Below are 18,982 nucleotides of genomic sequence, written 5' to 3' on the forward strand. Positions count from 1 at the left end.
TTATTTGGCACTGAACTGAAAACCTTTAATTGGTTCACGCAATGTGAGAACCGGGCAAGGAGCTTTACGAACAATTTTTTCAGCCGTACTTCCAAAGAGTAAGTGTTCTACTCCGGTGTGTCCATGAGATGCTATAATAATTAAGTCAATATCTTTTTCCTTTGCTTCTTCTATAATCTCAACAAAAGGTTTACCGGTTCTGATCATAGTGCCGACTTTCAATGATGGATCAATGGTTTTTGCGAGATTGTTCAATTCCTCTTCCGCACGCGCATGAAGATCAACATCCGTTGAAGGAATTGCGATTTGTCCCATGCTGAAGTCAGCGGGATAAATCATCGGTTCAACCACATAGATAAGGTAAAGATTTGCATTGAATTCTTTAGCGAATTGAGATGCATATTTTAAAGCATTCTTAGAATAATCAGAGAAATCAATTGGTGCTAAAATATTTTTTATTAGCTTGGTCGGCTCCATGCTGTCCTCCACTATTTTATTCTTGTTCTGCAATAGAGAGAAAAATAATCTTGATTTAAATTACGCAGACGGGTAGCAACAATTATAGATATACCGCGCAAAATATTTATTCCTTCTTTGGGATGTGCTTCAACGAATTCATATAAGTCCGGTCTGAAGATCACTGCCAGTTGAGATTCTTTTAATGCAGTTGCAGATGCGGAACGTTTTTCTCCGTCTAATAATGCAATCTCTCCAAAGAAATCCCCGCGTCCTAGCAATGCCAAGTCGAAACGGTCTCCTTCTGCATCCTGAGAAATTAAAACTTCGCCGCTTATAATAATGTAAAGTGCTATTCCCGGATCGTTTTGAAGAAAAATAGATTCATTAGCAGAATATACCCGGTTGTGAAAAGTCTTCATTAAAAGTTTGAGAAGTTTTGAGTTTAGATTTTGAAAGGGAGGCATTGAAAGAAGAACTTCTTCAAGTTCACTTTTTTCCGTTGGTGTCTTGAAAAGATTTGACCAGAAACTGCTCTTTGCTAAACCGGTAGAGCTATTTTCCATTTTAACCTCTCAGTTAAAAATTCCAGATTCTGCTACACGCCAAATTTTTTGACAAGGAAATTTATTCTCATATAAAGCACGACCAATAATAACAGAATCAACATGTTCTGAAGCTTCACGCTGCAATTTAATCAAATCTTGGAAACCTCCAATACCGCCGGAGTGTGTTACTTTTATTTCAGCAGCTTCGGCAACCTGCTTTGATAATTCAATATTCGGTCCGGTTAACATTCCGTTTGTTTTAACATCGGTTACTACTATTCGTTTTACACCGCAAGATTTTAAAAACTTTGCGTATTGAACAGCAGGAAGATGAGTCCGTTGCTGTCTGCCTCTTGTTACAACTTCATTATTTACAACATCTATTGCCGCAACAACTTTATTGGGCGAGAAATTGTCCAATATTTTTATAAATTCACGCGGATTCTCAAATGCCATTGAACCAATCACAACTCTAGCAACACCAAGTTTAAAAGCATCTTCTGCATCGTTATAACTTCCTATCCCTCCGCCGAGTTCCACAGGAATAATAACGGATTCGCAAATTCGTCGTATTATTTCAGAATTTGTACGAGTGTGTTCATGTGAAGCGTTAAAATCAACTACATGAAGACACTTCGCATTTTCAGCTCGCCATATCATTGCCATTTCAACCGGATCGTCACCAAACTCAGCACAACCCAATTCCGGGATCCCTTGTACAACTCGAACTGTCTTACCGTCTTGAATATCAATCGAAGGAATAACTAAAATCTTTACCATATTATTTCCGAATGGACTTATTCAGCCCACAATCTTTTATTAAATGCTGTGGTAAAAATAGCTAAATGAGAGGTAAAAGAAAATGAATATAATGTTGTGACAATTTGAGGAGAAAATATTATTGAGCAAACATCTTCATCTGATCATATAAGGCAACAGCGGTATCAAAATCGAATCGGGCTCGTATTAAAAAACCTTCATTTCTATCCTTGGCTAGAGGCGGTTCCGGCTCCCATTCCATGTTTGAGTTTAGTACCAAGTTTTTCTCGCTATCGATTATAGCCCATTTTGCGGCACCATTTATATTGGATTTCATAATCAGATGAATTTTTCCATCCAACGCAAATTTAAGGGCTTTCTCAAACCATTTTGTTTTTTCTTCCAATGTCATACTTCTTTTTTAATAATTATTCTGTGAATCTGTACTTATTATCGTATAAAAACTAAAATCGTTTAAGGACTTTTAATAATTGAATCAAAAAATTCATGATCTCCTAGTAATTCTATTTCTTGACTTTCCGAAGTCAAAACCTCATATTTGCCGCTATATGAATAGAGACTTCACTTTAATTGCTTCTGACGGCGAAAAACTTAATATTACTACTTATCTGAATGAGCAATTATTTTTCGGTAAAACGATTATTTTTGTTCACGGATTCAAAGGATTTAAAGATTGGGGGTTTGGACCTTATCTTGGCGAATATTTCGCGAATAAAGGTTTTTTCGTAATTACTTTCAATTTTTCGCATAATGGCATTGGTGACAGTAAATTTGAATTCACCGAAATCGAAAAATTTGAAGAGAATACATTTAGTCGAGAAGTCAGAGAACTGAATGAACTTCTCGATTCGGTTAGAAAAGGATTTTTTAAAAAGATCGATCCAAATTCGAAAGTTGGATTAATTGGACACAGCAGAGGTGGAGCAGTAGCCATATTATCAGCTGCTAAGAGAAATGATGTAAATGCCGTAGTAACTTGGGCTGCAATTTCGAAATTAGACAGATATTCGCTCCGCCAAAAAAATGAATGGCGTAAAAAAGGTTTTTTTGAAATAATGAATGTGCGAACAAAGCAGATGATGAGATTAAATCTTTCAACTCTTGATGATATTTTACAAAATGAAAGCAGTTCATTGAATCTTGAAAATGCTTTGAGAAATTTGAATATACCGTTACTTATAGCGCATGGAGATCAAGACCTTGCTGTGCAGATCTCCGAAGCGGAAATGTTGTATGATTGGTCGGATAAATCAAAAACTGAATTGTTCAAAATTTTCGGCACAGGACATACCTTTGATATTGTGCATCCATTTTCCGGTACAAACGCGAAGTTTGATAAACTATTGGAAGAGACAACAAAATTTTTTATTAAAAATCTTAACTAGAGGAATTTATGGCCATAAAAGAAAAAGTTAAAAACAATCCGTTGGTAACAACGTTAATTAAAATAAGAAGTTCGGAATTATTCTGGGTAGTTACATTTGCGGTTCTAACAACATTTGCGGCACAAGTTTCGGTACCAACACAGCCGGTTCCATTTACACTTCAAACAATGTTGGTTTTACTATCCGGCGCTTTTCTCGGCTCACGTAATGGCGCTTACAGTCAATTGCTATATCTTGTTGCGGGCGTAATCGGTTTACCGGTATTTGCCGGTTTTAGTTTTGGCTTTGCACGATTGATCGGTCCTACGGGTGGATTTCTTATATCATTCCCGTTTGCTGCATTTTTGGTCGGATATATCTTAGAAAAAAATCAAAAAACGATTACAATTTTATTGTCATTTGTTACCGGACAGATATTGATTCTTCTTGCAGGTGCATCATATTTAGCTCTTTTTATGAACGGAAATTATATAAATGCATTATTTAGCGGTGCAATTATTTTTTCTGTATGGGATATAATCAAAACAGCAGCGGCATTTAGTATTTATAAAGCCGTCTCTAAAAAATATCCAAAGCTTCCATAGCGATTGCGCCAAGCATGATCAGACAGATAATTTTCTCTATAATCTTTGTCGGTGCGTTTGGATTTCTTTTCTATAATTTGAAAAGAATTCTTTCATACATTAAGCTTGCACAACCGGAAGATCGTTTTGGTAATCCAGTCCAAAGAATTAAAAGTGTATTGAAAATTGCATTCGGGCAATCAAAAATTTTACGCGAACCGATTGCCGGTTCAATTCACTTTCTGATTTTCTGGGGATTTATGCTTTTCCTATTTGCAGTTGGAGAAGCCATTCTGCAAGGTTTTTTCCCGTCGTTCTCTTTACGTTTTCTTGGACTAGTTTATACGGCAATAACACTTGTCCAGGATATTTTTGGAGTCCTAGTAGTCATCTCTGTTGTATGGGCTCTGAATAGGAGATTTATTCAGAAAGTGCCCCGGCTGAATGTAAAAGGCCATAAACTTGATGCGGCAATAATTCTTTTGTTGATACTCGGCGTTGTGTTATCAATGTTTGGTCAGACCATTACACACATTGCAAATTCAAATTTTGTTTTAGCAAATTTTGAAATACGTCCTATTTCATTTTATTTAAGCGGATTATTTTTTAACGGTGGGAGTGAAACTTCGCACATTTTGTATGAAGTTTTTTGGTGGACGCATATTCTGATCATTTTTGGGTTTATGAATTTTCTCCCTTATTCAAAACATTTTCATGTCTTCACTTCTATTCCGAATGTTTATTTTTCAAAATTTGGCAGTAAAAAATACGCTCTCAAGAAATTAAATCTGGAAGATGAAAATTTAACTCAATACGGAGCTGCCGATTTTGAACATTTATCATGGAAACAAATCCTAGATGGATTTTCATGTACGGAATGCGGACGATGCACAGCCGCATGCCCGGCTGCTGCAACCGGAAAGAAATTATCACCCCGGGAAATAATTGTAAATATCCGTCATCGAACAGAAGATAAAGCCCCCTTGATTTTGGTAAAGACATCTGATGACAATGAGATGATTCAAAAAACATTGGTACATAATTATATAACCGATGAAGAACTCTGGGCGTGTACAACGTGTATGGCTTGCGTTCAAGAATGTCCTGTTACTATAGAGCATCTTGATTCAATAGTAGATATGAGACGAAATCTTGTTTTAAGCGAATCAAATTTTCCATCAGAATTGAATACTGTTTTCAAAAATATAGAAAACAACTTTACACCGTGGGCATTTAACTCACAGGATAGAGCAAATTGGGCTGAAGGAATGAATATAAAGACAATGGCGGAAGATGCAAATACCGAATATTTATTCTGGGTTGGTTGTGCCGGTTCGTTTGATGCCCGATATCAAAAAGTGACGAAAGCATTTGCAACTTTGATGAAGAATGCTAATGTTGATTTCAGAATTCTTGGAATAGAAGAAAAATGTAACGGGGATACGGCGCGTCGCCTTGGAAATGAATATTTGGCTCAAATGATGATGCATGAAAATGTTGAGACTCTAAACAATTATGGCGTCAAAAAAATTGTTACCGGATGCCCGCATTGTTATAATTCATTGAAAAATGAGTATCCGCAATTCGGCGGAAATTTTGAAGTTGTTCATCATACAGAATTGATTAATCAACTTCTTGATGAAGGGAAGATCAAACTCAAGAATGAAGAAGCAAAATCAAAAATTACTTATCATGATTCATGTTATCTAGGAAGATACAACGGCATTTATGATTCACCGCGTGATTCGTTGAAAATGATAAATGGCGTAGAACTGATAGAAATGAAAAGAAATCGTGATAAAGGATTTTGTTGTGGTGCGGGTGGCGGAAGAATGTTTCTTGAAGAAACCGAAGGAACACGAATAAACAACAACAGGGCAGAAGAAGCAATAGGGACTAAAGCCGATACAGTAGCTTCGGCATGTCCATTCTGCATGACAATGATGAATGACGGAATTAAGTCATTTGAAAAACAAGAAACGGTCCAGGTAAAAGATGTAGCTGAAATTGTACTCGAAAACTCAATCCAATAAATCACTCACTAACAGTAGGAGGTAACATGAACGAAAAATATTTAAAACTTATTGACTTCTTAAAAGGTCTAGAACCCGACGTAGCAAAATTCTACGAGAAAGGGCAATCCGCTGCCGGCACACGTCTGAGAAAAGGTCTCAGCGAGTTGAAGAAGTTAACTCAAGATTTGCGTAATGATGTTCAAGATACAAAAGCACAACGCAAAGCTGCTAAAGGCGGAAACTAGTCTTTAAGTTTTCTCTTAGTTTTATAGGTCGGGTTAGTTTTAGCCCGACCTATTTTTTTTCTCAAAGTATTTTCTCTGGTGATGTCAATGATTATAGTTAGAAATAGGTAACTCCTTTTGATAATGAAAAACTTATCTATCTTATTCATAACAACGATTTTAGGATTCCAATTCTTCTCCTGCCCGGTTTCAAAAGTAAAAAAGAATGATATCGATTCTCTCCGTACAGTCACAATTTCCTTCACCGGAGACTTGATGTGTCATACTCCTCAGATGGATTTTGCAAAAGTTAGCAAAGACAGTTTTGATTTTAAACCGGCTTTTAGAGTAGTGAAAAAATATTTATCGGCTTCCGATTTAGCGATTGGAAATCTGGAAACAACAATTGCCGGGAAGAAAAACCACTACAGCGGTTACCCATTGTTCAATTCTCCTCATGAATATCTTGATGCTTTAAAAGATGCCGGATTTGATCTTTTGTTAACAGCAAATAATCATTGCCTCGACAGAGGTAAAATCGGAATCATAAATACAATTGATAAAATTCGTTCTATCGGAATGAATTCTATAGGCACTTACAAAACTCAGCAAGACAGAGATTCAACCAGGATATTTGAAATTAACGGAATCAAAATTGCAGTACTCGCTTACACTTACGGTTTGAACGGTAATTACATCTCAAAAAAAGAAAAGTATTTGGTAAATGTAATTGATACAAATCTGATTAAGCTCGATATCCAGTCAGCGAGGAAGAAAAATGCCGAAGTTGTTCTTGTTTATTTTCATTTTGGCGAAGAATACCAGCGCAAACCAAACTCATTTCAAAAAGAAGTAGTGAAGTTTGCAATTGATTGCGGTGCCGATATGATAATAGGAAGTCATCCACATGTAATTCAGCCACTTGAATATTTTACTTCTAACAAAAATAAAATTGGAGAAGGTTTCATTGCTTATTCGCTTGGTAATTTTATTTCAAACCAAAGATGGCGCTACTCTGATGCTGGAGTAATTCTTAATTTTTCGTTAATTAAAAACATTTATACTGGTTTAATCAGATTATCTAATGTTTCTGTGTTGCCGACTTGGATTTTTAAAGGAAAGACAGAAAGCAAAAATGAATTTGTCATTCTTCCTGCCGACACAACAATAAGTAAATCAAATAATTTCGTAATGGAAGCAGACCGGATTAAACTTCTCCAGTCAAACAATGACACGCGTAAAATGTTTGAATCAATTCAAAATCATATATACCTTCCGTTGAACGAAAAATCCAACTAATCTGTTGGACTTATTAAATCGCATTTATTTTTTTATCTTTGCATCGAACTAAATAGAAACTTTGAATGGCCAATAAAAATAAAGCTTCTTTAGGCATAATCTTCGTAACAATTTTCATCGATTTAATGGGTTTCGGAATCCTGATTCCAATTCTCCCAACATTTGCCAGTAAGCAACTCGGAATTTCAAACTTTGGAATCGGTTCTATTATTGCCATTTTCTCTTTGATGCAGTTTGTTTTCAACCCTATGCTCGGCAAATTGTCTGATAGAATCGGCAGGCGGCCTGTAATTCTTGCAACTCAGCTTATGACAGCAGCTTCGTATGTCATTTTCGCTTTTTCAAATTCATTTGCATTGCTTTTCTTTTCAAGAATGTTGGCGGGACTCGGCGGAAGCAACATTGGCGTTGCTCAAGCTTATATTGCTGATATTACAACGCGCGAAGAACGGGCAAAAGGGATGGGAGTAATTGGTGCCGCATTTGGATTAGGTTTTGTTTTTGGTCCTGTAATTGGTGCGTTGCTGGCTAAGTATGGATATAATGTGGCTGGTATTGGAAGCGCCTGTTTCACATTAACGGCATTTACTTTTGCTTACTTCAGGTTACCGGAATCTCTGAAAGAAAAGAAAACCGATGGAAAAGTTAAGATCAAAATTTTTGATTTCGCTTTTGCCAAACATGTAATGACTAATACATCTATCGGATTTTTAATTGTTCTCTACTTTTTGATAATTTTTTCGATTGCCAATATTTACGGTATGTTCCCGATACTTGGTCATTTGTTTTATCATTTCAGCGATCAACAAAACGGGATGCTCTTTGGGATTACCGGATTGGTAGGTGCATCTATTCAAGCTGGATTTATTAGAACGCTTTCAAAAAAGTTAAATGATAAAACAATCGTTCTTATAGGTATCTTTTTCATGATTATTGGGCTCGGATTTTTACCGTTTGGAGGTAATTTTTTAGGTGTAGCAATCATAATTTCTATTATGGCAGTTGGAGGGGGAATACTTCAACCAATTATTCCGAGTATGATTTCAAAATTTTCACCCGAAGATCAGCAGGGTGCAATATTAGGATTCAGTCAATCAATCTCAGCTTTTGCGCGCGTGCTTGGTCCGTTATGGGGAGGATTTTCTTATGATGCATTTGGTTATCAATTTCCGTTTGTGACTGGTGCCGTATTTACATTTATTACGTTTATTGTTGCAATCTATTTATTGAAACCCAATAGTTTGGAAGTACCTCAAAATGTTTAAAGTCGGAAAACTGAATATAGATCATGCTCTTCTGCTTGCGCCTATGGAAGATGTTACAGACATCGCTTATAGAAGACTCTGCAAAGAGTTGGGAGCGGATGTAGTTTATACAGAGTTTGTGAATTCAGATGGGTTGATTCGTTCAAATAAAAAAACTGAAAAGAAACTTGAAATCACTGATGAAGAACGTCCGGTTGGAATTCAAATTTATGGCGGTAATCTTGAACCGATGATTGAAGCCGCAAAAATAGCGGAATCTAGAAATCCGGACTTGATAGATATAAATGCCGGATGCTGGGTAAAAAAAATTGCTACGCGGGGTGCAGGTGCCGGTCTTCTCAAAGATCCTTGTTATATGCAGAGTATGGTTGGAGCAATTGTAAATGCTGTGACTATTCCGGTAACTGTTAAAACAAGAATTGGCTGGGATGCAGATTCTATAAATATTCTGGATATAGCAAAACGTGTTGAAGATGCAGGTGCAGCTGCATTAACTGTTCATTGCAGAACACGAAAACAAGGTCACAGTGGTGAACCGGATTGGAATTGGATTCCAAGAGTCAAGGAAGTAGTTAAAATTCCGGTAGCATTGAACGGAGGCATCTTTACTGCAGACGATGTTAAACAAGCATTTCAGGAAACAAAGGCCGATGCTATTATGATAGCACGGGGTGCTATTGAACATCCTTGGATTTTCAGAGAAGCAAAAGAATTATTGCTTGGAATTCCAGTTAATCAAGTTTCACCTTATGAAAGAATTCATACAGCGCTTCGGCACTTAAGATATTCTCTTGAGTTGAAGGAACCGCGAGCAGCCATTATCCCATTTCGAAAATATTATGCGGGATATTTGAAAGGACTCCATAACTCAAAGGAGATCCGGCAAGAATTATATCAGCAACTTGAATATGCTCCCATCGAGGATATTTTATTAAAGTATCTTGAACAGATAAATTCTTTTGAACAAATTGGAAATTCAATTTAATAAGAGGGAATTATGGAACTGAAAAAATTGATTAGAGATGTACCGGACTTTCCAAAGAAGGGAATTATTTTTAAAGATATTACAACACTTCTAAAGAGTCCAATGGGACTTAAAGATTCGGCAGAAGAATTATATAACTTTGCCAAAAACAAAGGAATAACAAAAGTAGCTGGTATTGAATCTCGTGGTTTTATTTTAGGTGCATTAATCGCTGAAAAGCTTAATGCGGGATTTATACCGATTAGAAAACCTGGAAAACTTCCCGCCGAAAAAATATCAGAAAGCTATTTGCTTGAATACGGCAGTGATTCTATAGAAATACATAAAGATGCAATTCAACCCGGAGATAAAGTTTTGCTCCATGACGATCTGCTTGCCACCGGAGGAACAATGGAAGCTGCCTGCAAGTTAATAGAAAAGTTAGACGGGGTAGTTGTTCAAATTTCCTTTCTGATCGAACTCGACTTTTTGAAAGGCAGAGATAAATTGAAATCTTATGATGTTCGTTCAATTATTCAGTACGGTTCGGAATGATCTTGTGACTTTCGTTCCTTCCAATTGAGCGGTGCAATTGTAACTACAAATTCACCTTTAATAATTTTTTTATCAAAGTCCGCGAGTATTTCTGACGGTGTTCCTCGCCAGGTTTCTTCAAATTTTTTTGTTAACTCCCTTGCAACAACAACCTGTCTAGCAGGCATATATTCATTTAGTTCTTCTATAAGTTTTTTTATACGGTAAGTTGATTCGTAAAGGACAATTGTTCTCTCTTCTTCGAATAACTGTTTAAGTTTTTTCTGGCGTCCCTTCTTTTGTGGCAGAAAGCCTTCAAACACGAAAGAATCTGTCGGCAATCCGCTTATACTCAAAGCCATAATTGCTGCATTAGCCCCGGGAATGCCAACAATTTCAATTCCATACTCAATGAATTTATTGACTAACCGAACCCCCGGATCTGAGATACAAGGAGTGCCGGCATCTGATACCAGTGCGCACGACTCTCCGGTTTCTAATCTCTCTAAAATTTTTTCAATTGATTTCGATTCGTTGTGTGCGTTGACTACGATAAACGGTTTACTGATTTGAAAATGATCGAGTAAAATTTTTGTTACACGAGTGTCTTCACAAAGTATGAAGTCTACCAATTTTAATGTCTCTACCGCTCTGTAGGTTATATCACCAAGATTACCTATTGGGGTAGCGATAATAAAAAGGGTTCCTCTCTTCATACTGAAATTCTCTTTTTACAAAAATAAAAAAACCCCAATAACAATTGGGGTTTTTCTTAAAAATCTATTGAAATTACAATTTATGCAGTTTGTGGAGTGCATTTTTGATTCTTTCCATACCGTCATCAATATTATTTTTTGCAATAGTTAGAGTCGGTCTGAATCTAACAGAATTGTTTCCGCAGCCAAGCATAATCATTTTATTTTTGTAAAGTTCTTCAAGAAATTTTTTCCTGATCTCTGCAGAGGGCAAATTAAAAGAACACATCAATCCTAAACCGCGTGCTTGTGATACATATTCCGGGTATTCGTTTTGAATTTCTTTTAAGTTTTCTAGTAAATAGGCCCCCATAATACCTGCATTATCAACCAGATTTTCTTCTTCTATGATTTCAAGACTTCTTCGCGACCTCACCATATCTGTAAGGTTACCGCCCCAAGTAGAATTAATTCGGCTCGATTTCTTAAAAACATTTTCCGAAATATCATCAATTCGATCGCTCACCATGATTCCGCAAATATTAGTTTTTTTTCCGAATGCCATTATATCAGGTTCAACAAAATATTCATGTGCCCACATTTTGCCTGTCATTCCAACACCGGTTTGAACTTCATCAAACATAAGAAGGATTTCATTTTCATCAGCAATTTCACGAAGCTTTAAGAAAAACTCCTTTCTGAAAAAATTATCTCCGCCCTCACCTTGAATTGGTTCAATTATAATTACAGCGATATCATCGGGATTCTTTTTTATTGCTAAATATATTTCTTCAATTGCCTGGGTTTCTAATTTGATTATCTCATCCAAATTGTCTTTGAGTGGAAAAGTAATTTTTGGATTTATGATTCTTGGCCAATTGAATTTTGGATAATGCGCGATTTTAACTGGGTCTGTATTAGTGAGAGACATTGTATATCCCGAACGGCCATGGAATGCTTCCCGGAAGTGAATTACCTTTTGTCCGCGTTCTTCCTTATAACCTTTTATGAAATTTTTACGCACCTTCCAATCGAATGCAACTTTCAAACCATTTTCAACTGCGAGTGCGCCACCGTCAACAAAGAAGAGATGCTTGAAATAATCCGGCACAGCAACGCGTGAAAGGGTCTCAACAAATTTTGCCATCTCAACTGTGTAAATATCTGAATTTGATGGTTTATTGATTGCCGCAGTAGCAAGTTCTTCTCGAAACTCCGGAGTGTTCATCTTAGGATGATTGATGCCTACTGGAGATGAAGCGAAGAATGAAAAAAAATCTAAATATTCATCACCCGTTTTTTCATCTACTATTGTTAAACCATGACTTTTTTTCAAGTCTAATACAAAATCAAATCCATCAACAAGCATTCTCTTGCTAAGAATCTCGTGAACATTTTGAGCCGTTACATTTGTATTAATTTTTTCTGAATTTAGTATGTTGATTGAAGTATCCATCAGTTCCACCGTAAATAAAAGTGTGAATAAAATAGTTGAGAAAATCTGAAAGATGGAAAATCAATTAGAAGACTTGTTCAAAGCGGGAGGCAGCATAATTTCTTAGATTTTTTCTGCCCGTTATTTTTGAAAATATTTTATACTTGCACATAGGTTAACTAATTTTTCTGGTCAAAGATAGTTATATTTAATTGTACTTTCAATTTATTATCGTTTTGAAATTGATTCTGTTGAGTTCGAAGATGAAAAAACTATTTGGCTTCAGTCGTTTTGGCAAACCATTGATATTAATTGCAATAGGATTGTTCTCTTCTTTTATTATTATTTCATGCGGAAAAGGGAAGAATGATCAAGCCGATTCAGACTACTTTTCGTTTGATAAATCAAAACTAGGGATGGAAGTTGTTGATCAGGATCTTGGAATAAAATTTTACCCGCCAATTAGCTGGGAGTTAAGACAAACATTAATCTCAAAAAAAATAGAGGCACGGGATGTAGCAAACCCCGGCGATCATTTTATATATGAACCGACTTATGTGTTTTTTGATAATTCGTCCGGCGGATTACTAAGTGTGGGTAAAGTTGTAACAAACGATACATCATTAGCCAAAAGTTCGCGGTTGAACTATTACAAGGGATTGATCAGCACAAAACATAAAAACGATAAACTCTCAAGCAGTAATTTTATTCATTCTAAAATTTATTTTTCCCAGTTTACTATTGAAAAACAAAATCTCTTCTCTTATAAACTGGTTTTTGAAAATAATGCCGGTCAGATAATCCAATTTGATTACACAATTCCTTCCGGTTATTTGGAAACCGCACAGCCGCTGATTAAATCATCGATCGGATCAATTAGACCGCAGTAAAAAGTTAGGCACTGTAACTCTTCCATATTTTTTTTAATTTCACATCAACAAATTTAGTGAAAGGTTAAAAATGAGATTCTGTATTAACGTTGATCATGTTGCAACATTGAGAAATGCACGTGGAGAAACTCAGCCGGATCCTGTAACATTTGCTTTGATGGCAGAACAATTCGGAGTAGATGGAATTGTTGTTCATCTGCGTGAAGATCGAAGACATATCAATGAACGCGATGTTCGTCTTCTTCGCGAACTAATCACGACTAAGCTTGATCTTGAAATGGCGCCGGTTAATGAGATAATAGAAATTGCGTGTGATATTCATCCGGAACTTGCGACACTTGTACCTGAGAAACGGCTAGAGCTAACAACCGAAGGCGGAATTAATGTTATTGATAATATCGATCAAATTCGATCTGCCATTGAACGTTTGCATGAAGCGGAAATTCCCGTTTCTATTTTCATCGAACCTGATATAAACCAAATTGATGCTGCAGCCGAAATAAATGCAGACTTCATAGAAATTCACACCGGTAATTACGCTAATGCCGTAAATGAGGAAGATATTTTTGAAGAACTTGAAAAGGTAAGACTTGCAGCTAAACATGCTAAAAAACTTGGACTCGGTGTGAATGCCGGGCACGGTTTGAATTACATCAACATGAAAGAATTTCTTGCTGTCGAAGAAATCGATGAAGTTAGTATTGGTCATGCGGTACTTGCACGGGGAATGTACGTTGGCGCAGAACAAGCAATCAAAGAGATGATTGCGTTAACGAAAAGATAAAGCGTTGTAAAATATTCATTGATGGGATATTTTATTATGGAGTAAAAGTATAGAATTATTAAAGCAGGAAGAAAGAATTATTTGAAATTATCTATAAAAGAAACTTCTCTTAAAAAAAAGTTAGAACTTCACTATAAATATTTTGATTTCTCAAAAATATCTCCCGACCCATTAGAATTTCCGCACCGTTTTAAAAATTTTTATGACATAGAAATCTCCGCATTTATCTCTTCTATTTTTGCGTATGGAAACGTCAAACAGATTAACAACTCGCTCGAAAAAATTCATCAACTGATGAATAACCAGCCGCACGAGTTTGTAAAAAACTACTCTTATGCCGAAGGATTAAAACTCTTCAGTGATCTGAAGCACCGCTTTTATTCAAACGAAGATATTGCGAAACTATTTTATTCACTGAATAAAATTTATTTGAATTACGGCTCGCTCAAATATTTTTTCCTTCTATACTATTTTGAGAAGGATCCAAATCTTAAAAATGTCATTTCTTTTTTCTCAAGAAATTTTGTTGAATTAAGTTCAGAGAAAGGAAGCGTCACACACGGAATTAAATTTATGATTCCTGACCCGCTGAAAGGAAGTGCGTGTAAGAGAATGAACCTCTTTTTAAGATGGATGGTAAGAAAAGATGAACTCGATTTCGGCTTATGGAATGAAATCCCGGCGTCTAAACTTGTCATCCCGGTGGATACTCACGTGGCCAAAATTTGCAAGCAACTTAAACTAACAAAACAAAAGAATGTATCCTGGAAAATGGCAGAAGAAATTACTGACCGGCTAAAACGGTTTGATGACTCGGATCCGGTGAAGTATGATTTTGCAATCTGTCATATCGGGATGAGAAAATTAATTTTCTAACTTTTGTCTGTGCCGGGTTTGGTAATTAAAATAATCTGGATTGTATTTCTGAACTAATTCGAAATGTGTTTTTGCAAGAGGAATATTTTTTTTGATTGAATAATGCCTGCCCAAATAGAAATGAGCTAAGGAAAGATAATCGTCTTTATCTGCAGCATCCTCCATTATTCTGAATCCATTTTCTTTATTTCCTTCTTTTTCATACAACAGCCCTAACTGATATTCTGCTCCTGTAAAATTGACCGGCCCGATTTTTTTAATCTGTTCGCAAATCGATAAAGCTCTTTCTCTAAACTCCGGCTTGTTTTTGATATTTAGAAGATTGTTGTAAAGATTAACATAATTTGAATCGAATTTGGAATTTTCTGAAAAGCGAATCATTTTATTTTTTTCTATCGCCGGAGATTTACGTTTGTAGATTGTCTCTACGTAATTTTCTATTGCATTGAAGAAATAAGGGTAGTAATTATTGACGAAATCTTCAGACAAAAAAAGTGCGCGTTCGGCATAAGCACTCGGCTTGAGGCCAGTTGAAAAATAAATGTAATCCGGTTCTTGCGAAAGGAGGTAATCAATATTATAATTTCTTTCTTTCCAACCGCTAAGACTGCCGGAAATCACTTTAATCGGTTTCGGGTTATGAGCAATTGTGGCATCTGTAAGACCCAGCATATCAATTACTCTAGCATTAGAATAGTATGAGACCGCTCCGATTGTAGTTGCAGCAACTATTAATTTTCTCTCTGATTCAATTTGCTTTTGTGCCAACCACTTTCCGCTTGCACTCATTTTCTTCACCAACTGATTTTCGAAGTAAGAATATTTTTCGATCTTTTCTTTTGGAGTTATATAATTATAATAAATTATTAGAAGGGAAATAATGATCGTACCAATTGCCGGAAGGTTTTCAAAACTATTCTTTATTCTCTTCTGCAAAACATTTCCCAAAGTGAGAAAAGACTTTATGAAAAGAATATAAATTAAAGGGAGAACCGGAAGAACAAACCTGAATAGAGGAAGTACATCACCACCGATTACAATAGAGTAAATTATAAAAATCATTATAATCGATAGGAGCAAACCAATATTTTGTTTTGCTTCCTTGTTAATGAAAAGTAATGATGCCGAAAATAAAATGGTTCCGTATAGCAGATAAGTTTTAAAGAAATCATAAATGTAATCTAATCCCGCAGTCAAATATTCATAAGAAAGTCCGGTCTTCGCATAAAATGTATTTGGAAGAGGGAAGCCGTAATAAAAAAGCCGGAAGATAAGAAGTGCAAAATTTGTTAAGAAGAATATCAAGATTGGAGTTCTATTCTTCTCTGAAACAATCTCTCTAAAAAATATATTTAATGCAATATTCTCATGCTTTTTATACAGACGGAACCAGAAGTGAAGGATTAGAACAATGAATAACAAAACAGCTTCAGGACGGACGAGTGATGCGATAGAAATAAAAACAGAAAAACGGGTTAAAGGTTTTTCATACCGGATTGCTTCGAGATATAAATAAATTGAAATGAGAAAAAATGAAATGAAAAGTGTTACCTCCATTCCGCTTATTGCCCAATATTGAAATGCTCCTGTAAATGCAAGCATTGTAGCCGGAAGTAAATTTACCAATGCACCAAAAAATGTTTTTTCTCCTTTCAAAGAGGGAGTTGTATATAAAATGTTGTTTGAGAAAAATAATTTTGTTAGTAAGAAGGTAATCCAGATTGATAGAATGCCTAATGCTACTCCGGAAATTTGAGAGAAACCGACTAGATCTAAACCTAAAATTTTTACAGAACTTAGAATCAATACCCACAAAATACTGGTGAACCCTTCAACTCTTTCGCCAATATTGAAAACCAATCCGTGACCGTCAATAAAATTATTTGCATATCTAAATGTTATGAACGCATCATCCTGAATATGTTTGTTCTGATAACACATCAAAATGAAAAGAATACTTAGAATTGTTAAATAAACATAGGAAAAGTCGAAAGGTAACGATTTGATTTTCCCGTTCTTTGGGATACTAATGGTTTTAACTTCTGCTGATTTTATCTTTTGTTTCTTTGTCTTCAACGGTTTATTCCATATCCAAACTAAATATCCTTATTAACCATGTGTAATTCAAGTATCAATTACGTCAATTGTACCTAAATAATTGTATGATTCTTTGAGATAAAAAATGTTGCTCTGCTAAGGATACATATTTATATTAGCCGAAGCGTTATCGGACTGTTAGTAACTCACAAATAAATAATCTCACCACTTACAGGAGAAAATCATGGCGGAACAAAAGAAACATGTTCCATTTGTTTCATCGGAAACAAATATGGCAGAATTTACAATTCGAGCTCTTGTGATCGGACTTGTCCTTGCAGTAGTTCTAGGTGCGGCAAATGCGTATCTAGGATTGAAAGCTGGAATGACAATAGCCGCCACTTATCCGGCCGCTGTTATCGGCATGGCAATAATTAAACTTTTTAAGGGAACGATTCTCGAAGAAAATTTTGCCCGTACTGTTGGTTCAATTGGTGAATCAATTGCTGCCGGTGCGATCTTCACTTTACCCGCATTTTATATTGCGGGAATATGGGATCCTTTTTTCACTCCGGGAAATTATGCACTATCTGCAGCAATTATGATGGCTGGTGGTGTTCTTGGAATTATGTTTGTAGCAATGCTTCGCAGAGTGATGGTTGAAGATGTTGAACTTCCTTTCCCGGAATCCGTAGCAGCTGCAGAGATTCATAAAGCTGGCCGCCATGGTGGAACCGGCTCTAAATTTTTATTCAGCGCAATGGGTTTTGGCGCAGCTATTCAAGCTTTAGGACAATTTAGATTATTCGCAACAAGTGCAGACGGACTTATTTCTTTAAGTAAAGGAAATATTTTATTTCGTTCTCCAGACGTTAGCCCAGCCTATATGGGCGTTGGATATATAATTGGTCCGAGGTTGGCTGCATTGAATTTTAGCGGTGGTGTAATTGCTTGGGGACTACTAGCCCCACTTATTACTTATTTTAAATTCGGTACTACTCCCATGGAAGGTCTTGATTGGGCAGGAACTATCATTGCAGTTTGGAAAACATATGTTAGACCAATCGCAATCGGTGGAATGTTGGTTGGCGCCGCATTTACATTATGGAAAATGAGAAAAAATTTAATCACAGGTATTGCGCGGTCGGTTGGTGATGTTAAGAAAGCTGCTACCGGCGAGCACGTTGTAGATCGAACAGAAAAAGACATTTCATTTAAATGGATTATGATCGGTATTCTTCTGACCGGAGTTGCAACATTTTTCATCTACAATTATTTCGCACAAGATTTAGTTGCAGCATTAGTTGCAACAATCGTTATGATTGTAGCCGGATTTTTCTTTGCTGCAGTTTCTGGTTATCTAGTTGGAATCATCGGATCAAGTAATAATCCAATTAGCGGTTTAACTTTATCAACTTTAGTTGTTGCGGCATTGTTAATGGTTGCTCTTGGTATGAAAGGAATACAAGGAGTTGGAGCCGTACTTGGAGTTGCCGCTGTTGTTTGTGTTGCGGCAGCCGTTGCCGGTGAGATGCTTCAGGATCTAAAGGCAGGTCATATCCTTGGTGGTACACCTTGGAAAATGCAGATCGGCGATTTAATTGGCGTAGCAGTTTCTGCCGCCGTAATGTTTATTCCACTTATAGTCTTACACGAAGGTGATATAAAAATGGGAGGCACCGGGTTTGGTGGTGAAAACCTACCTGCACCACAAGCAAGTTTAATGGCAATTCTATCAAAAGGAATTGTTGCCGGTGATATGGAATGGATCTTAATCTTTACAGGTATGTTGATGGGTGTTGGTTTTATTATGATGAATGTTAAAAGTCCGATGCTTGTTAGCGTTGGTATGTACTTACCATTAGGAACTACATTTGCAATTTTTGTTGGCGGTTTAATTAAAGGTGCCGTTGAAATGGTAAATGAAAAGAAGAAATTTAACGCTGCTCAAAAATCAAGGGTGGAAAATAATGGAATACTAATAGCCGCTGGTCTAATTGCCGGCGAAGCCTTAATTGGGCTTTTATTCGCGGCATTGGCTTTCTTCGATATATCAATATACCATATTTTTGAAAACCCAAGTTTCTATGTCAGTTTATTAGTGTTTGCTTTTATAGCTTGGTTGTTAATTAGGATTCCGGTTAAGAATGCCGGAAGACCCGATGAACCAGCTCCTCCTCAAGTATCTATGTAATTTATTTAATGTCCCGGTATAATAACCGGGACATATTT

The 18,982-nt window shown here is 36.2% G+C and carries 19 protein-coding genes; 12 read left to right on the forward strand and 7 right to left on the reverse strand.

Going from position 1 to position 18,982, the window contains the following annotated elements:
* The 4 genes from NTX65_00555 to NTX65_00570 all read right to left on the reverse strand — a co-directional run bounded on the left by NTX65_00555 (position 1) and on the right by NTX65_00570 (position 2,169).
* Positions 1–477, reverse strand: coding sequence for a universal stress protein (locus NTX65_00555; GenBank protein MCX6167801.1), 477 nt, complete (start codon positions 475–477; stop codon positions 1–3).
* A gap of 11 nt (positions 478–488) precedes the next feature.
* Positions 489–1,022 carry a cyclic nucleotide-binding domain-containing protein gene (locus tag NTX65_00560; GenBank protein MCX6167802.1) on the reverse strand — a complete coding sequence of 178 codons (534 nt, stop codon included), beginning with the start codon at positions 1,020–1,022 and terminating at the stop codon, positions 489–491.
* Positions 1,023–1,031: 9 nt separating this feature from the next.
* On the reverse strand, positions 1,032–1,784 hold the full coding sequence (locus NTX65_00565; GenBank protein MCX6167803.1) for a 1-(5-phosphoribosyl)-5-[(5-phosphoribosylamino)methylideneamino] imidazole-4-carboxamide isomerase: 753 nt from the start codon (positions 1,782–1,784) through the stop codon (positions 1,032–1,034).
* Between the two features lie 118 nt (positions 1,785–1,902).
* A complete protein-coding gene (locus NTX65_00570; protein MCX6167804.1) occupies positions 1,903–2,169 on the reverse strand; it encodes a hypothetical protein in 267 nt (88 codons plus the stop codon).
* 163 nt (positions 2,170–2,332) lie between these two features.
* Between NTX65_00570 and NTX65_00575 the strand changes: the two genes are divergently transcribed.
* The 8 genes from NTX65_00575 to NTX65_00610 all read left to right on the forward strand — a co-directional run bounded on the left by NTX65_00575 (position 2,333) and on the right by NTX65_00610 (position 10,054).
* Positions 2,333–3,169, forward strand: coding sequence for an alpha/beta fold hydrolase (locus tag NTX65_00575; protein MCX6167805.1), 837 nt, complete (start codon positions 2,333–2,335; stop codon positions 3,167–3,169).
* Positions 3,170–3,177: 8 nt separating this feature from the next.
* Entirely contained in the window at positions 3,178–3,753 is a 576-nt protein-coding gene (locus tag NTX65_00580) for a biotin transporter BioY (GenBank protein MCX6167806.1), read from the forward strand.
* Positions 3,754–3,767: 14 nt separating this feature from the next.
* On the forward strand, positions 3,768–5,765 hold the full coding sequence (locus NTX65_00585) for a (Fe-S)-binding protein (GenBank protein ID MCX6167807.1): 1,998 nt from the start codon (positions 3,768–3,770) through the stop codon (positions 5,763–5,765).
* 26 nt (positions 5,766–5,791) lie between these two features.
* Positions 5,792–5,992 (forward strand): histone H1, encoded by a 201-nt coding sequence (locus tag NTX65_00590; protein ID MCX6167808.1) that lies wholly within the window; start codon positions 5,792–5,794, stop codon positions 5,990–5,992.
* A gap of 123 nt (positions 5,993–6,115) precedes the next feature.
* Positions 6,116–7,270, forward strand: coding sequence for a CapA family protein (locus tag NTX65_00595; protein MCX6167809.1), 1,155 nt, complete (start codon positions 6,116–6,118; stop codon positions 7,268–7,270).
* A 65-nt stretch (positions 7,271–7,335) separates the two neighbouring features.
* Positions 7,336–8,535 carry an MFS transporter gene (locus NTX65_00600; protein MCX6167810.1) on the forward strand — a complete coding sequence of 400 codons (1,200 nt, stop codon included), beginning with the start codon at positions 7,336–7,338 and terminating at the stop codon, positions 8,533–8,535.
* Positions 8,528–9,520, forward strand: a complete 993-nt coding sequence (dusB, locus tag NTX65_00605; GenBank protein MCX6167811.1) for a tRNA dihydrouridine synthase DusB — start codon at positions 8,528–8,530, stop codon at positions 9,518–9,520. The genes NTX65_00600 and dusB overlap by 8 nt, the downstream gene beginning before the upstream one ends.
* Before the next feature lie 12 nt (positions 9,521–9,532).
* Entirely contained in the window at positions 9,533–10,054 is a 522-nt protein-coding gene (locus NTX65_00610; protein ID MCX6167812.1) for an adenine phosphoribosyltransferase, read from the forward strand.
* Here NTX65_00610 and rsmI read toward each other — a convergent pair.
* On the reverse strand, positions 10,036–10,749 hold the full coding sequence (rsmI, locus tag NTX65_00615; protein ID MCX6167813.1) for a 16S rRNA (cytidine(1402)-2'-O)-methyltransferase: 714 nt from the start codon (positions 10,747–10,749) through the stop codon (positions 10,036–10,038). The genes NTX65_00610 and rsmI overlap by 19 nt on opposite strands.
* A 73-nt stretch (positions 10,750–10,822) precedes the next feature.
* Positions 10,823–12,184, reverse strand: coding sequence for an L-lysine 6-transaminase (lat, locus tag NTX65_00620; GenBank protein MCX6167814.1), 1,362 nt, complete (start codon positions 12,182–12,184; stop codon positions 10,823–10,825).
* A 242-nt stretch (positions 12,185–12,426) separates the two neighbouring features.
* Between lat and NTX65_00625 the strand changes: the two genes are divergently transcribed.
* From NTX65_00625 to NTX65_00635, 3 genes are all read left to right on the forward strand, one after another.
* The gene (locus NTX65_00625; GenBank protein MCX6167815.1) at positions 12,427–13,053 is read left to right on the forward strand and encodes a hypothetical protein; all 627 of its coding nucleotides are present in this window, start codon (positions 12,427–12,429) and stop codon (positions 13,051–13,053) included.
* 70 nt (positions 13,054–13,123) lie between these two features.
* Entirely contained in the window at positions 13,124–13,837 is a 714-nt protein-coding gene (locus NTX65_00630; GenBank protein MCX6167816.1) for a pyridoxine 5'-phosphate synthase, read from the forward strand.
* An 81-nt stretch (positions 13,838–13,918) separates the two neighbouring features.
* Complete coding sequence (locus tag NTX65_00635) at positions 13,919–14,713, forward strand: TIGR02757 family protein (protein MCX6167817.1); 795 nt, start codon at positions 13,919–13,921, stop codon at positions 14,711–14,713.
* On the opposite strand, the gene NTX65_00640 is transcribed toward NTX65_00635, so the two are convergent.
* A complete protein-coding gene (locus NTX65_00640) occupies positions 14,702–16,789 on the reverse strand; it encodes a tetratricopeptide repeat protein (GenBank protein MCX6167818.1) in 2,088 nt (695 codons plus the stop codon). The genes NTX65_00635 and NTX65_00640 overlap by 12 nt on opposite strands.
* 205 nt (positions 16,790–16,994) lie before the next feature.
* Here NTX65_00640 and NTX65_00645 point away from each other — a divergent pair, with 205 nt between their 5' ends.
* The gene (locus tag NTX65_00645) at positions 16,995–18,944 is read left to right on the forward strand and encodes an oligopeptide transporter, OPT family (GenBank protein MCX6167819.1); all 1,950 of its coding nucleotides are present in this window, start codon (positions 16,995–16,997) and stop codon (positions 18,942–18,944) included.
* Positions 18,945–18,982: the final 38 nt, after the last annotated feature.

Source organism: Ignavibacteriales bacterium (assembly GCA_026390795.1).
In the GTDB taxonomy this organism is placed as follows: domain Bacteria; phylum Bacteroidota; class Ignavibacteria; order Ignavibacteriales; family Melioribacteraceae; genus Fen-1258.

Bases quoted from the DNA above. Each gene is read 5' to 3' on its own strand.
- NTX65_00595 (MCX6167809.1), top strand. From the start codon at position 6,116: ATGAAAAACTTATCTATCTTATTCATAACAACGATTTTAGGATTCCAA.
- NTX65_00590 (MCX6167808.1), top strand. From the start codon at position 5,792: ATGAACGAAAAATATTTAAAACTTATTGACTTCTTAAAAGGTCTAGAA.
- dusB (MCX6167811.1), top strand. From the start codon at position 8,528: ATGTTTAAAGTCGGAAAACTGAATATAGATCATGCTCTTCTGCTTGCG.
- rsmI (MCX6167813.1), bottom strand. From the start codon at position 10,749: ATGAAGAGAGGAACCCTTTTTATTATCGCTACCCCAATAGGTAATCTT.
- NTX65_00575 (MCX6167805.1), top strand. From the start codon at position 2,333: ATGAATAGAGACTTCACTTTAATTGCTTCTGACGGCGAAAAACTTAAT.
- NTX65_00565 (MCX6167803.1), bottom strand. From the start codon at position 1,784: ATGGTAAAGATTTTAGTTATTCCTTCGATTGATATTCAAGACGGTAAG.
- NTX65_00630 (MCX6167816.1), top strand. From the start codon at position 13,124: ATGAGATTCTGTATTAACGTTGATCATGTTGCAACATTGAGAAATGCA.
- NTX65_00645 (MCX6167819.1), top strand. From the start codon at position 16,995: ATGGCGGAACAAAAGAAACATGTTCCATTTGTTTCATCGGAAACAAAT.
- NTX65_00610 (MCX6167812.1), top strand. From the start codon at position 9,533: ATGGAACTGAAAAAATTGATTAGAGATGTACCGGACTTTCCAAAGAAG.
- lat (MCX6167814.1), bottom strand. From the start codon at position 12,184: ATGGATACTTCAATCAACATACTAAATTCAGAAAAAATTAATACAAAT.
- NTX65_00625 (MCX6167815.1), top strand. From the start codon at position 12,427: ATGAAAAAACTATTTGGCTTCAGTCGTTTTGGCAAACCATTGATATTA.
- NTX65_00560 (MCX6167802.1), bottom strand. From the start codon at position 1,022: ATGGAAAATAGCTCTACCGGTTTAGCAAAGAGCAGTTTCTGGTCAAAT.
- NTX65_00585 (MCX6167807.1), top strand. From the start codon at position 3,768: ATGATCAGACAGATAATTTTCTCTATAATCTTTGTCGGTGCGTTTGGA.
- NTX65_00555 (MCX6167801.1), bottom strand. From the start codon at position 477: ATGGAGCCGACCAAGCTAATAAAAAATATTTTAGCACCAATTGATTTC.
- NTX65_00600 (MCX6167810.1), top strand. From the start codon at position 7,336: ATGGCCAATAAAAATAAAGCTTCTTTAGGCATAATCTTCGTAACAATT.
- NTX65_00580 (MCX6167806.1), top strand. From the start codon at position 3,178: ATGGCCATAAAAGAAAAAGTTAAAAACAATCCGTTGGTAACAACGTTA.